Source organism: Geodermatophilaceae bacterium NBWT11 (genome assembly GCA_014218215.1).
Taxonomy (GTDB): domain Bacteria; phylum Actinomycetota; class Actinomycetes; order Mycobacteriales; family Geodermatophilaceae; genus Klenkia.
In genome coordinates this window covers 925,239-939,048 of record CP043652.1, presented here as the reverse complement: position 1 = coordinate 939,048, position 13,810 = coordinate 925,239, and the positions used below count along the sequence as shown (strand labels likewise).

The 13,810-nt window shown below is 74.4% G+C and carries 12 protein-coding genes; 7 read left to right on the top strand and 5 right to left on the bottom strand.

Going from position 1 to position 13,810, the window contains the following annotated elements:
* The gene (locus tag F1C76_04435; GenBank protein QNG39007.1) at window positions 1-447 is read right to left on the bottom strand and encodes an ANTAR domain-containing protein; all 447 of its coding nucleotides are present in this window, start codon (window positions 445-447) and stop codon (window positions 1-3) included.
* Window positions 448-728: 281 nt separating this feature from the next.
* Window positions 729-1,007 (bottom strand): mycoredoxin, encoded by a 279-nt coding sequence (locus F1C76_04430; protein ID QNG35936.1) that lies wholly within the window; start codon window positions 1,005-1,007, stop codon window positions 729-731.
* Window positions 1,008-1,083: 76 nt separating this feature from the next.
* Here F1C76_04430 and F1C76_04425 point away from each other — a divergent pair, with 76 nt between their 5' ends.
* The 4 genes from F1C76_04425 to F1C76_04410 all read left to right on the top strand — a co-directional run bounded on the left by F1C76_04425 (window position 1,084) and on the right by F1C76_04410 (window position 4,184).
* Window positions 1,084-3,162, top strand: a complete 2,079-nt coding sequence (locus tag F1C76_04425; protein ID QNG35935.1) for an ATP-dependent DNA helicase UvrD2 — start codon at window positions 1,084-1,086, stop codon at window positions 3,160-3,162.
* A gap of 149 nt (window positions 3,163-3,311) precedes the next feature.
* A complete protein-coding gene (locus tag F1C76_04420; protein QNG35934.1) occupies window positions 3,312-3,527 on the top strand; it encodes a hypothetical protein in 216 nt (71 codons plus the stop codon).
* Between the two features lie 79 nt (window positions 3,528-3,606).
* Window positions 3,607-3,957 (top strand): WhiB family transcriptional regulator, encoded by a 351-nt coding sequence (locus tag F1C76_04415; protein QNG35933.1) that lies wholly within the window; start codon window positions 3,607-3,609, stop codon window positions 3,955-3,957.
* Window positions 3,954-4,184: a hypothetical protein gene (locus F1C76_04410; GenBank protein QNG35932.1), complete on the top strand. Its 231-nt coding sequence runs from the start codon at window positions 3,954-3,956 to the stop codon at window positions 4,182-4,184. The genes F1C76_04415 and F1C76_04410 overlap by 4 nt, the downstream gene beginning before the upstream one ends.
* 289 nt (window positions 4,185-4,473) lie before the next feature.
* Here the strand turns inward: F1C76_04410 and F1C76_04405 are convergent, their stop codons facing one another.
* Entirely contained in the window at window positions 4,474-5,796 is a 1,323-nt protein-coding gene (locus F1C76_04405; GenBank protein QNG35931.1) for an AarF/ABC1/UbiB kinase family protein, read from the bottom strand.
* Between the two features lie 31 nt (window positions 5,797-5,827).
* Window positions 5,828-6,919 (bottom strand): thiamine biosynthesis protein ThiF, encoded by a 1,092-nt coding sequence (locus tag F1C76_04400; protein ID QNG35930.1) that lies wholly within the window; start codon window positions 6,917-6,919, stop codon window positions 5,828-5,830.
* Between the two features lie 374 nt (window positions 6,920-7,293).
* On the opposite strand from F1C76_04400, the gene F1C76_04395 reads away from it, so the two are divergent.
* On the top strand, window positions 7,294-7,920 hold the full coding sequence (locus tag F1C76_04395; GenBank protein QNG39006.1) for a M48 family metallopeptidase: 627 nt from the start codon (window positions 7,294-7,296) through the stop codon (window positions 7,918-7,920).
* 4 nt (window positions 7,921-7,924) lie between these two features.
* Here the strand turns inward: F1C76_04395 and F1C76_04390 are convergent, their stop codons facing one another.
* Complete coding sequence (locus F1C76_04390; protein QNG35929.1) at window positions 7,925-9,361, bottom strand: zinc-dependent metalloprotease; 1,437 nt, start codon at window positions 9,359-9,361, stop codon at window positions 7,925-7,927.
* A 131-nt stretch (window positions 9,362-9,492) separates the two neighbouring features.
* Here F1C76_04390 and F1C76_04385 point away from each other — a divergent pair, with 131 nt between their 5' ends.
* Both F1C76_04385 and F1C76_04380 read left to right on the top strand, forming a co-directional pair.
* Entirely contained in the window at window positions 9,493-10,527 is a 1,035-nt protein-coding gene (locus tag F1C76_04385; GenBank protein QNG35928.1) for a PDZ domain-containing protein, read from the top strand.
* A 243-nt stretch (window positions 10,528-10,770) separates the two neighbouring features.
* On the top strand, window positions 10,771-13,755 hold the full coding sequence (locus F1C76_04380) for a membrane protein (protein ID QNG35927.1): 2,985 nt from the start codon (window positions 10,771-10,773) through the stop codon (window positions 13,753-13,755).
* Window positions 13,756-13,810 lie beyond the last annotated feature (55 nt).

Genomic DNA, 13,810 nt, shown 5'->3' with positions numbered 1-13,810 from the left:
TCAGCCCTGGACCGGACCGGGGGCGGCCCCGTGCCGGGCACGGGTGCGCTCGACCCGACGCGCACTGCCCCGCGCGGACTGGTCGCCCGGCGGGGGAGTGGCCGGTGCCGGGACGGTCGGGGCCGAGGTGAGTCCGTCGATGACCTCGCGGGCCAGGTCGTGCACCGACCGTCCGGCGGACCGGGCCTGCTTGCGCAGCCCCTCGAAGGCCTCCCGGGGGCTGCAGCCCGACCGTGCGGCGAGCACCCCGATGGCCCGCTCGGTGGAGACCCGGGTGGCCAGTGCGTGCTCCAGCTGGGCGACGGTCCGCTCCAGGCCGGCGATCCGGGCGTCGCGGGGGTCGGTCTCGTCGGCGGCGTCGACCGCACCCCGGGCGGCCCGGCGGGCGTCGCGACCGGGTTCGGGCGAGGCGCCCAGATCCTCGGCGATCAGGTCGGCCAGGCTCATGGCCTCGACGAGGTCGGGGGCGTCCTCGGCTCCAGCGGGGGTCAGCACCGCCCAGCCCCGGGTGGTGCGGGTGACCACGAACGCCGGCGCCCCCGCCGCGGTGCGCACGACGTCGTCACCGGGGGCCAGGTGGGGCTCGGCGGGGGTCGCGGCGGGACCGACCGGTGTGCTCACGACCACGTCCTCCCTGCCTCGGGGCGACCCGGACGGTCGCGGCGGTGCGGGCCGTCCACGGCCCGCACCAGGGTGATCATCACCCGGGGAGGGCCGTGGAGCCGGGATCACGCGCCGGGGAGCTGTGCGAGCTGGTTCTTGACCTGCTCGATGCTGGGGTTCGTCAGGGCGCTGCCGTCGGCGAAGACCAGCGTGGGCACGGTGCGGTTGCCGCCGTTGGCCTTCATCACCAGGTCGGCCGCACCGTCGTCGGTCTCGATGTTGACCTCGGCCCACTCGATGCCCTCACGCTGCATGAGCTTCTTCAGCCGGACGCAGTAGCCGCACCAGCTGGTGGTGTACATGGTCACGGGGGCAGTCGGTGCGCTCACGGAGCGATCCTCCATCGGTGGTGCGGACGCCGGCCACTCGGGTCGACGGCATGCGGTCGCACGCACCCGGGACAACGACGACCCCCTGGGGATGCTTCCCCCGGCTGTCGGACCCGGCTGCCAGACTCGGGCCGTGGTCGTCGGTGAGCTCGGGTCGGGTCGTGCGGGGTCGACGGAGAGCCCCCCGCCCGACAGCGCGGCGGCGGTGCTGGCCGGCCTGGACGAGCAGCAGCGCACCGCGGCGGCGGCGGTGACCGGCCCGGTCTGCATCCTGGCCGGCGCGGGGACCGGCAAGACCCGCACGATCACCCACCGGATCGCCTACGGCGTGCACACCGGCGTCTACACCCCCGAGCAGGTGCTGGCCGTGACGTTCACCGCCCGGGCCGCGGGGGAGCTGCGGGGCCGGCTGTCCGCGCTGGGCGTGGGCGGTGTCCAGGCCCGCACCTTCCACGCCGCCGCGATGCGTCAGCTGCGGTACTTCGCCCCCCGGGTGCTCGGTGGCCCCATGCCCGAGCTGGTGGAGAACAAGCTGCGGGTCGTCGCCGGTGCCGCCACCCGCAACCGGTTGACCACCGACCGGGCCAGCCTGCGCGACCTGGCGAGTGAGATCGAGTGGGCCAAGACCACCCTGGCCACCCCGGAGGACTACCCGGCCCGGGCGAAGGCCGCGGCCCGGGAGACCCCGTTCGAGCCGGCCGCCGTCGCCGCGGTGTACGCCAGCTACGAGCAGGCCAAGTCCCGCGACGGGTCGCTGGACTTCGAGGACCTGCTGCTGGTCACCGCCTACGCCCTGGAGGAGCACCGCGACGTCGCCCGGGAGGTGCGCGGGCAGTACCGGCACTTCGTCGTCGACGAGTACCAGGACGTCAACCCGCTGCAGCAGCGGCTGCTCGACGCCTGGCTGGGTGGCCGGGCCGAGCTGTGCGTGGTCGGTGACCCCAACCAGACGATCTACTCCTTCACCGGCGCCGACCCCGACCACCTGCTCGGGTTCGCCGACCGCTACCCCGACGCCGAGGTGGTGAAGCTGGAGCGCGACTACCGCTCCACGCCGGAGGTCGTCGGCCTGGCCAACCGGATCATCGGGATGGCGCCCCGGCGTCGCGGCCTGCCGGGGCTGCGCCTGCTCGGCCAGCGAGCCGGCGGCCCCGAGCCGCGCTTCCTGGAGCACCCCGACGAGCCCGCGGAGGCCGCCGCGGTCGCCGCGGCCTGCCGCGCGCTGGTGGACGGCGGGTTGCCTGCCGCAGAGATCGCGGTGCTCTTCCGGATCAACGCCCAGTCCCAGGTCTACGAGTCCGCGCTGGCCGACGCCGGGGTGCCCTACGTGCTCAAGGGCGGGGAGCGGTTCTTCGAGCGGCCCGAGGTGCGGGAGGCGGTGCTGCTGTTGCGCGGTGCGGCCGCCGGCCGGGACGACGGCGCCCTGGTGCCCACCGTGCGCGACGTGCTGGCGTCGGTCGGCTGGGTCGAGCACCGCCCCCCACCCGGCGGGGCGGCCCGGGACCGCTGGCAGTCGCTGTCGGCGCTGGTCGACCTCGCCGTCGACCTGGTCGCCGAGCAGCCCACGCTCGACCTGGCCGGCTTCGTCACCCACCTGGCCGAGCGGGCCAACGCCCAGCACGCCCCCACCGTCCAGGGCGTCACGCTGGCCTCGATGCACGCGGCCAAGGGCCTGGAGTGGGACGCCGTGTTCGTCGTCGGCCTGGTCGACGGGGTGCTGCCCATCGCGCAGTCGCTGAACCGCCCGGACGCCGTGGAGGAGGAGCGCCGGCTCCTGTACGTCGCGGTCACCCGCGCCCGGGAGCAGCTGACGCTGTCCTGGTCGCTGTCCCGCCAGCCCGGGGGTCGCCGCTCCCGCCCCCGCAGCCGCTTCCTCACCGGCATCGCCCCGGAGTCCACAGCCGCCCGGAGGACCCCCGCCGCGCGCGCCGCGGTGGTCCTCGACGGCGCCGCCGGACAGCTGTTCGAGGCCCTGCGCAGCTGGCGGACCGAGGCCGCCACGGCGGCCTCCGTGCCGGCCTACGTCGTCCTCGGTGACGCCACCCTGCAGGCCATCGCCGAGACCCGGCCGCGCACCCTCACCGAGCTCGCCGCCCTGCCCGGGATCGGCGCCCGCAAGCTGGCGGCCTACGGCGAGGACGTGCTGGCCACGGTGGCCGCGGACACCTGATCGGGTCGGCCTCGTTTAATGCGTTGACCGCTGTCCGGGAGGTCCCCTAGCCTCCTGAGCACGCCCTCCGGTGACGGAGGGCACGACCTGACCGCCACCCCGAGCCCGGCCCACCGGCCGCGCTCCGAGCCCCGAGAGGAGGGGTCCAGATGGGCACGAACACCTACCAGACCCCGATCCACGTCGGGGTCTCCGTCGCGTGTGGCGGCAGCCTCACCAGCCCGCAGGCCGACCGGTTCCAGGGGACCGCTCTGCCTGCCGCCGTCCGGCTGCGCGTCCCGATGACCGGTCTGCCGGTCGGCGCCACCACCGACGAGAAGAGCACCACCCCGGGCACACCGCCCTCGAGGACCTCTCCGAGCTAGCAGCTCGCACGGACCTCCTCGAGGCCGCGGGACCCGGTGACACACCCGGGATCCGCGGCCTCCGTCACGTCCGCCGCCGATCCCACCGACCTCCCGGTCGGCGGGACCTCCGTCGACCGGTCACGGCACGAGGAGAAGGAGAGCGGCCGTGCAGCACACGATCGAACACCCGGCACCGGACCGGCACGCCGAGCTCGGGCCCGTCCTGCCCTGCCGGGTGCAGGACCCCGACCTGTGGTTCGCCGAGACCCCGGCCCGGCTGGAGGAGGCCAAGGCGCACTGCGTCGACTGTCCCCTGCGGACCGACTGTCTGGCCGGCGCGCTGGACCGGGGCGAGCCCTGGGGCGTCTGGGGCGGGGAGATCTTCGACCACGGCGTCGTCATCGCCCGCAAGCGGCCCCGGGGCCGGCCCCGCAAGGTCGCCGCGTGAGCGGGCCCGGCACCGACCACCACCAGACCCGGAGAGGAGGGGACATGGACCTCACCAGCAACCACTACGACGGCGTCCTGCTCGTGGCGCGCACGCACCAGGAGCACCTGGTGGCCGATGCCGACGCGGCCGCCCGGGCCCGCCGCGTCGTCGCCGCACGACGGTGGGCGCGCCGCGCCGAGCGGGCGACCCGCCGGGCCGCCCGGGCCAGCGCCGCGGTGCGCTGACCGTGCCGCCCGTCCCGCCACCCACCCCGCCGAGCGCACCACCGACGGCCCCACCCGCGCACCCCGACCAGGGAGCAGGTGGGGCCGTCGTCGTCCTGCGGCGGGCATCATCGGGGGATGGAGACACCGACCGCCTGCGGGGTCTGCGGCCACCGGGCGCCCGTGCCGGTGCCGCTGGACTGGGCCCGGGAGACCACCCGGGGCGGGGTCGAGCGGGTGCTGTGCCCGGGCTGCGTCCGGCGGCACGTCCGGGAGATCGAGGCCCGGCTGGACCCCTGAGGGACGGCCCTCAGGCGGAGAAGCCGGGCAGCCACTCCTCGCAGACCGCGCGGAAGTCCCCGGCCGCACCGAGCTGGCAGAGCACCCCGATCGACCCCATCGTCACCCGGTGGATCAGCAGGTAGGCCGGGGGCAGGTTGAGCTGGCGGCCCAGGCGGCTCGCCTCGCTGCGCGGGTCGCCCACCCGGGTGGCCTGCTCCTGCATCCAGGCCCGGGTGAAGTGGAAGTGGTCGGTGGCGACCGGCTCCAGCAGCGGGCGCAGGTAGTCCAGCACCCCGCGGGCGTCGACCGCCACGTTGGGCCGGACGAAGCCCTCGGTGCGCAGGTCGGCCAGCACGTGCTCGGGCTCGTCGGCCAGCGCCAGCCGCACCAGCCGGCCGATGGGCTCGGGGTGCCCGCCGGGGAGGCGGGCGATGGCGCCGAAGTCGATGACCCCGAGCCGGCCGTCGGGGAGCAACCGGAAGTTGCCCGGGTGCGGGTCGGCGTGCAGCAGGCCGGCCTTCTGCGGGCCGGAGAAGTGCAGCACCGTCAGCAGGATCCCGGCGCGGTCGCGCTGCTCCTGGGTGCCGTCGGTGATGATCTTGGCGAGCGGGGTGCCCTCCATCCACTCCGACACGATCACCTTGGGAGCGCTGGCCACCACCCGGGGCACGCTGATCTGCGGGTCGTCGACGAAGGCGGCGGAGAAGGCGCGCTGGGAGTCGGCCTCCTGGCCGTAGTCCAGCTCCTCGGCGACCCGGGCCTTGAGCTCGGTGATCAGCGGCTTGACGTCCATCCCGGGGAACAGGACGGCGAACATCCGCGCGAAGCGGGACAGCTGGTTCAGGTCGGCCATCAGCGCGGCACCGGCACCGGGGTACTGGATCTTGACCGCCACGTCCCGGCCGTCGCGCCAGGTCGCCCGGTGCACCTGCCCGATGCTCGCCGCGGCCGCCGGGGTGTCGTCGAAGTCGGCGAACCGGGTCCGCCACGTGCCACCGAGCTGCTGGGCCAGCACCGCGTGCACGGTGCGCACCGGCATCGGGGGCGCCTCCTCCTGCAGCTTGACCAGGGCCTCGCGGTAGGGCGCGGCGAGCTCCTCGGGGACGGCAGCCTCGAACACCGAGAGCTGCTGCCCCAGCTTCATGGCCCCGCCCTTGAGCTGGCCGAGCACGGCGAAGAGCTGCTCGGCGGTGCGCTGCTGCAGCTCGGCCGAGACCTCCTCCGACGACTGGCCCGACAGTCGCTTGCCGATGCCCAGCGTCGCCCGGCCCGCCGCGCCCAGCGGGAGCGAGGCCAGCTTCGCCGTCCGCGACACCGAGGTGCGTGGGATTCCCCGTCCGGTGTCCGTCACCCCTCCAGTGTCCCTGTTCTGCAGCGAGGCGTCAGATCGGCGGCGGGCCCGCTGCCCCGGCCGCCTGACAGGGGCACCCCGGGTGCGCCGGCCAGACCCGGCGGACGGGGACCAACCCCGGTGGACGGAGCTCCAGCGTCGCCCCCACCACGGTGGGCGCGGCGTCGCCGTCGAGGTGGGCGAGCACCTGGGCGGCGGCCGCCGCGGCCGTGGACAGGCAGGTCAGCGAGCTGCCGCTGGCCGGCCCGCCGCCGGGTGACCCGACGACGGGCTCCCGCAGACCGGCGACCACCTCGGCCCAGCCGGGGTCCTCGTCGCGCCGGGTCGCCTCCGCGCAGCGCAGGCAACTGGTCCGGCCGGGCACCACGAGCGGGCCGACCACACCGGTCTCGCCGCGGACGGTGGCCACCAGGTGCGGCACCCCGTCCCGGTGCAGGCCGCCCTGCAGCGGGTCGACGGCCGCCCACGGCCGGCAGAGGACCACCAGGTCAGGGGGGCGCCCCGGGGGCAGCGGCCGCAGGTCGACCTGGGGGGCCACCCGCCGCACGGCGTCGGCCGCGGCCAGCGCGCGGGGGCGTCCCTCGTCCAGGGCGGACAGCCCGCCCACCACGACGTCCTCGGCCCGGACGGGTCCGCGGTCGACCACGTGCACCCGGCCCACCCCACCGGCGGCCAGCAGGGCCGCCAGGGGGACACCCACCCGGGTGGCCCCGTCCACCACGACGGCCGACGCCCGGCGCCCGCGCCACCGACCGGGGCCCGGCGCCACCGCCGCGGGGAGCTCGGTGCCGGCCCGCGCCCGCCCCGCCGGCCCGGGGTCGGTGGCCAGCAGGTCGGCGGGGGAGAGGTCCACGAGCTGGCCGGTGGAGCGCAGCCCGACCACCAGGTCGGCCAGCAGGTCGGCGGGGACGCCCGAGGCGACCGCCAGCGCGGGCAGCGACCGCTCCGGCCGGGACCCGTCGAGGGACCGCAGGACCGTGACGACGGCTCGACGGGCCCGCTCGCCCAGCGGACCCACCCGCAACCCCGTGCCACCGTCGGCCCCGCCGATCTGCAGGGTGTCGGCGCCCAGCCGCAGCAGCGGGGTCCCTGGGGGCAGCAGGGGGTGGGTGCTCTCGGTCACCGGCCGAGCGTGTCACCGGACGGGGTCGGGACCGGCCCGGCGTCCACAACCCGGTCGGGCTCTGTCCACCGCCTGTGGACGGAGCTGTGGACGAGGTGGGGAGGGTGGCCCCGGCGCTGTGCACGGGCAGGGGAGGGACGGGTGCGGAACTGCCCGGTCGGGTGGCCGGGTCCGCGCGGGGCCGGGCCGGAGGGCCCGTGGACCCTGTGGACGGCGCCCGGAGCGGCCGATCCCGGCCCGGATGTCCACCGAGCGTGTGCACTCGTCCCCGACCGGGTGTCCGCGGTCTGGATGAGCGGCCCTCCGGTGGTTACCGTGCGTGGGTGCAGTCACCGGACACCCCCGACACCACCTCGACCGACACCGCCGCCGCGGTGCCGGCCGCCCTCCGTGGGTCCGGGCGCGCCGGTGTCTCCACCGGCCGCGCCCACCGTGGGGCGGGCGAGGCACACGGGCCGGGCTCCCAGCGGACGGGGGCGATCGAGGTCCGCCGCAGTCCCCGGCGGCGGCGCACCGTCACCGCCTACCGCGAGGACGACCGCACCGTCGTGCTGATCCCGGCCTCCTTCAGCGCCGCCGAGGAGCGTCGCTGGGTGGCCCAGATGGTCGCCAAGCTCGAGACCCGGGAGGACCGTCGGCGCCGCACCCTGGGCGGTGACGACGAGCTGGCCGCCCGCGCCCGGGCGCTGTCCGATGCCCACCTGGGCGGCGTGCTGCCCAGCAGCGTGCGCTGGGTGGACAACCAGAACCGCCGCTGGGGTTCGTGCACCCCCGCCGACCGGACGATCCGGTTGTCCAGCCGGCTGCGTGGGATGCCCGAGTACGTCGTGGACTACGTGCTGGTGCACGAGCTCGCCCACCTGCTCGAGCCCGCGCACGACGACGCCTTCTGGGCGCTGGTCGGCCGGTACCCGCGGGCCGAGCGGGCGCTGGGCTTCCTGGAGGGCGTGGAGTCCCGGGTCGGTGCCGCCCCGGTCGGGGACCAGGGCGACACCGACTGAGGGGTCAGCTGGTGGCGGGCTTCCCGTCGGCAGGGTCGTCGCCGTCGCCGTCGCCGTCGCCGTCGTCCTCGGCGGTGGAGGGGTCCTGCAGGTCCAGCCCGGCGGTGAGCCGGTCGAACTCGTCCTGACCGTCGGCGTCGCGCTGGTCACCGGAGCCGGTGCCCTGCTTGCCCACGAAGTCCAGCGGCTCGTCGAGGTCGTCGGCGGTGGGCAGCAGGTCCGGGTGCGACCAGAGCCGGTCACGGGCGTCGCTGCCGTGCTGGGCGGTCATCGCGCCCCACACCGTGGCGGCGTCGCGCAGCCGGCGCGGGCGCAGCTGCAGCCCCACCAGGGTGGCGAAGGTCTGCTCGGCCGGTCCGCCGGAGGCGCGGCGGCGGCGCATGGTCTCGGCCAGCGCCCCGTGCCCGGGCAGCCGCTTGCCGGCGGCCTCGGCGACGACGACGTCGACCCAGCCCTCGACCAGGGCCAGCAGCGTCTCCAGCCGGCGCAGCGCCATCTGCTGCTCGGGGGTCTCGGCCGGCTCCAGGACGCCGCTGCCCAGCAGCTGCTGCAGCTTCTCCGGGTCCTGCGGGTCGAAGCCGCCCTCCATGCCGCCCATCGCGTCCTCCAGCCCCCGCTGGATCGCGTCGGCGTCGACGTGGATGCCCCGGGCGTAGGCGTGCACGGCGTCGGCCAGCTGCTGGCGGAGCCACGGCACGTGCGCGAAGAGCCGCTGGTGGGCCGCCTCGCGCAGGGCCAGGAAGAGGCGGACCTCCTCCTCGGGACGGTCCAGGCCGGCGCGGAACGCGTCGACGTTCTGCGGCACCAGGGCCGCGGTGCCGGCCGGGGCGAGCGGCAGACCGACGTCGGTGCTCGTGACGACCTCGTCGGCGAGCTTGCCGAGGGCCTGGCCGACCTGGGCGCCGAACATCATGCCGCCCATCTGGCCCATCATCCCGGCCAGCGGACCGGCCATCGCCTGCGCCTCGGCCGGCAGCGCGGCGGTCATCGCGGCGACCACGCGCTCGGCCAGGGGGTCGATGAGCGCACCCCAGGCGGGCAGGGTCTGCTCGAGCCAGTCGACCCGCGACCACGCCACGGTCCGCTCGATCCCCGAGGGCATCTCCGTGGCCTGGTCCAGCCACAGGTCGGCCAGGCGCAGCGCCTCGGTGACCTCGCTCTGCTCGGCGGCGGACGTCGGCTGGTGGCCGGCCGCGAGCTGGCTGATCGCACCCTGACGGGCCAGGTCCCAGTTGACCGGTCCGCCGGACCAGCTCATCAGCTTCTGCAGCTCGGCGAACAGCGGCATCTTGCCCAGCAGGTCCTCCGGCGAGCCGCCACCGGCCCCGCCGAAGAGGGCGCCCAGCCCGAACGGGTCGTTCGGCTGACCCCCCTGGCCGGAGTCGCCACGGCGCTCCGGGTCGCGGTCGGGCAGGCCGAATCCGAAGGGCACGTCGCTCATGGCACCCACGGTAACCGCGCCGGGGGGCCGCTACCCGCTCCTGCCGTCCGCTCTGGGCGGACACCCAGCCCCCGCCCCGCGCCCGCTCAGCTGCAGGCCCGCGCCGCGTCGGTCACCTACTGTCGACGCCCGTGAGCCGTCGTGTGACCGTCCTCGTCGCCGGTGTCGTGCTGCTGCTGGCCTTCGGCCTGGTCGGCACGTTCCTGCCCGTGCCCTACGTGGCCCAGGTGCCCGGACCCACCTACAACACCCTGGGTGACGTCGACGGCAACCCGATCATCAGCATCGACGGCCGAGAGCGCAACGACACCACCGGCAACCTCAACCTGACCACGGTCGGGGTGCCGCAGCGGCCGCTCACCCTGGTCGGTGCGGTGCAGGGCTGGTTCGACAGCGAGGTCAGCGTCGTCCCCCGGGACACCGTCTACCCGCCCGAGCAGACGGTCGAGGAGACCCAGGAGCAGAACCGGCAGGCCTTCCTCACCTCCGAGCAGTCGGCCAACGCCGCCGCGCTGTCCGAGCTGGGGTACCCGGAGAAGGTCGTCGTCCAGACCGTGCCGGAGGACTCCCCGTCGGCCGGCCTGCTCGAGCCCGGTGACGCGATCGAGAGCATCGACGGCACCGCGACCCCCACCACCGAGGCCCTCGACGCCGCGCTGACCGCCGTCCCGGCCGGGGACGACGTCGAGGTCGCCTACACCCGGCTGGGCGAGGCGGGCACCACCACGGTCACCTCGACGTCCTCGGAGGACCGCGACGGCGCCCTGCTGGGCGTCTCGGTGCTGCAGACCCCGTCGGCGCCCTTCGACGTCTCGATCCGGGTGGACGACGTCGGTGGTCCCTCGGCCGGGCTGATGCTGACGCTGGGGATCATCGACCTGGTGGGGGACACCGACCTCACCGACGGCGCCGTCATCGCCGGCACGGGCACGATCGACGAGACCGGCGCGGTCGGTCCGATCGGCGGCATCCCGCTGAAGCTGGTGGCCGCCCGGGACATCGACGCCGAGCTCTTCCTGGTCCCGGCGGACAACTGCGCCGAGGCCCTCGCCTCGCCGCAGCCCGGGCTGACCATGGCCCGGGTGGCCACCCTGGACGACGCGCTCACCGCGCTCGAGGTCTTCCGCGACGGCGGCACCCCGCAGCCCTGCACCGCCGGCGGCTGACGCCCTCCCACCGGCACGCCGTCCCGACGTGGTGTCCTTGACGCCACGACCAGGGAACCAGCGGACGTCGGCGGCAGTTGAGCAGACGACCCCACCGTCGGTCACCCTCGGCCGCCCGGCTGTCGGGGGGCTGTCGGGGACCGGTCGAGGACCTGTGACCCCAGGGCCGTGAACACCCCGAACGGCACGACCCAGCACGTCACAGCAGCGATGTGTGTTCTCAGCAACTGAAGGAGCCTGCCCGTGGCCATGCGGCCCCCCGTGCCGGTGCCGACCCTGTCCCGGCGCGCCAAGCTGGTCATCGGCGTCATCGCCGTCCTGCTGGTGCTCTTCACCGTGATCGGCTCGCTCACCAACGTCTACGTCGACTACCTCTGGTTCGACGAGACCGGCTTCACCGAGGTGTTCTGGACCGAGATCCAGACCCGCCTGCTCCTGTTCGCCGTCGTCGGCATCGCCACCGGCGGGCTGGTCGCGCTGGCGGTCTACCTGGCCTACCGGTTCCGCCCCACGTTCCGGCCGATGAGCCTGGAGCAGCAGAACCTGGAGCGCTACCGCCAGTCGGTCGAGCCCCGCCGCAAGCAGGTGCTCATCGGCCTGGCCGTGGTCCTGGGCCTGTTCGCCGGGTTCACCGCGCAGGGCAGCTGGGAGACCTGGCTGACCTTCCGGAACTCGACGCCCTTCGGGACGGTCGACCCCCAGTTCGGGCTGGACAACTCCTTCTTCGTCTTCGACTACCCCTTCTACCGGCTGGCGCTGGGCTTCGGCTTCGCCATCGTGGTGCTGGCGCTGATCGGCTCGCTGGTCACCCACTACGTCTTCGGCGGGCTGCGGCTGCAGACCCCCGGCCAGAAGCTCTCCTCGGCCGCCCGGGTGCAGCTGTCGGTGCTCCTGGGTGTCTTCGTGGCCCTCAAGGCGGTGGCCTACTGGCTGGACCGCTACGGCCTCGTCTACTCCACCCGCGGTGACGTGTTCACCGGTGCCAGCTACACCGACGTGAACGCGCTGCTGCCGGCCAAGACGATCCTGGTCTTCGTCGCGGTCATCTGCGCGATCGCGTTCTTCGCCAACATCGTCGTCCGCAACTTCGCGCTGCCGGCCGCCGCGCTCGTGCTGCTGCTGCTGTCCTCGCTGGTCATCGGCGTGGCCTACCCGGCGATCGTGCAGCAGTTCGTCGTCCGGCCCTCGGCCGACCAGCGGGAGTCGGACTTCATCCAGCGGGCCATCCCCTCCACGCTGGAGGCCTACGGGCTCTCCGACGTGGAGTACGTGGACTACGCCACCGACACCGACGGCTCCGACGTCGACCCCGAGGCCGCGCTCGCGGCCCTGCGGGACGACCAGACGACGATCCCCAACGCCCGGCTGCTGGACCCCAACGTGCTCAGCGAGACGTTCACCGCGCGCCAGCAGATCCGCAACGTCTACGGGTTCCCGGAGCGGCTGGACATCGACCGCTACACGATCGACGGGGTCACCCAGGACTACGTGGTCGCCGTCCGCGAGCTCAACACCTCGGGGCTGACGGACAACCAGAGCACCTGGATCAACCGGCACACCGTCTACACCCACGGCAACGGCTTCGTGGCCGCGCCGGCCAACCAGGTCGTCGCCGGCCAGGAGGGCGGCGAGCCGAACTTCTCCGGTGCCGGCGACCTGCCGACCACCGGTGACATCCAGGTCGACCAGCCGCGCATCTACTACGGCGAGCTGCTCAACGACGGCGGCACCGACGTCTACTCCGTGGTCGGCGCCCCCGAGGGCCAGACCCCGCGTGAGTTCGACCAGCCCGAGGGCGGGTCGGACGAGGGCCAGATCAACCGCACGTACGACGGCACCGGCGGTGTCGAGATCGGCAGCTTCTTCCGGCAGCTGACCTTCGCCATCTACTACCGGGAGCGGAACTTCATCCTCTCCGGTGCGGTGAACGACGAGTCGCGGGTGCTCTACGTCCGTGACCCGCTGGACCGGGTGGAGAAGGCGGCGCCGTTCCTCACCGTGGACGGCGACCCGTACCCCGCGGTGGTCGACGGCAAGGTGCAGTGGATCCTCGACGGCTACACGACCTCGGACGCCTTCCCGTACGCCGAGCAGATGGAGCTGGGCACGGCCGCGGCCGACGCGTTGACCGGCACCGGGACGACCGCGCTGCCCGACGACCAGTTCAACTACATCCGGAACTCGGTCAAGGCCACCGTGGACGCCTACGACGGCACGGTGACCCTGTACGCCTGGGACGAGTCCGACCCGTTGCTGGCCACGTACATGAAGGCGTTCCCCGGGGTCATCCAGCCGCGGGAGAACATGAGCGACGAGCTCATCAGCCACGTCCGGTACCCGGAGGACCTGTTCAAGCTCCAGCGGGACGTGCTCACCCGGTACCACGTGACCGACCCGACGGACTTCTACAACCAGAACGACCGGTGGCAGGTCTCCACCGACCCGACCAACCAGGGTGCGGCCGACGGTCTCCAGCCGCCGTACTACATCCTGGCCCAGCGCCCGGGTGACGACGGTGCGACGTTCCAGCTGACCAGTGCGCTCAACGCGTTCCAGCGGGACAACCTGTCGGCGTTCGTGTCGGCCTCGTCCGACCCGGCCACCTACGGCGAGATCCAGGTGCTCCGATTGCCCGGCAACACCCCGTTCCGGGGGCCGGAGCAGGTGCAGAACTCCTTCCTGACCAACAACCAGGTCAGACCGGACCTGACGCTGTTCAACAGCGACACGTCCAACGCGGTGTTCGGCAACCTGCTGACCCTGCCGATCGGTGACGCGGGGCTGCTCTACATCGAGCCGCTCTACGTCGAGGGGTCGGGGGAGAACGCCTTCCCGCTGCTGCAGAAGGTGCTGGTCAACTACGGCGACCGGATCGGCTACGGCGACACCCTGTCCGAGGCGCTGGACCAGGTCTTCGGGGCCGGCGCGGGGACGGTGGCCTCGGACAACGAGGACGCCGCCACCCAGCCGGACGCCGGGGAGACCACGGCACCGACGACGACGGCACCCAGCGGGACGGCGGCACCGACCACCTCGGCGCCCCCGGCCACCGGTGGCGGGGACGTGGACTCCGCGGTCGCGGCGATCCAGGCCGCGCTGGCCTCGCTGGCCGCTGCCCAGCAGTCCGGTGACTTCGCCGCGGTGGGTCAGGCGCAGGCCGACCTGCAGGCCGCGGCGGCCGCGTTCGAGGCAGCCCAGTCCGCAGCGGCGGCGAGTCCGACCGGCTGACGAGGCCGGGGTGGGGGTCGGTCGAGACCCCCACCCCGGCCCTGTTAGGGTTGGT

What these genes read in the sequence shown, in the direction of transcription:
- F1C76_04425 (QNG35935.1), top strand. Translation starts at nt 1,084, where the DNA reads ATGCTTCCCCCGGCTGTCGGACCCGGCTGCCAGACTCGGGCCGTGGTC.
- F1C76_04390 (QNG35929.1), bottom strand. Translation starts at nt 9,361, where the DNA reads ATGAGCGACGTGCCCTTCGGATTCGGCCTGCCCGACCGCGACCCGGAG.
- F1C76_04420 (QNG35934.1), top strand. Translation starts at nt 3,312, where the DNA reads ATGGGCACGAACACCTACCAGACCCCGATCCACGTCGGGGTCTCCGTC.
- F1C76_04430 (QNG35936.1), bottom strand. Translation starts at nt 1,007, where the DNA reads ATGGAGGATCGCTCCGTGAGCGCACCGACTGCCCCCGTGACCATGTAC.
- F1C76_04435 (QNG39007.1), bottom strand. Translation starts at nt 447, where the DNA reads ATGAGCCTGGCCGACCTGATCGCCGAGGATCTGGGCGCCTCGCCCGAA.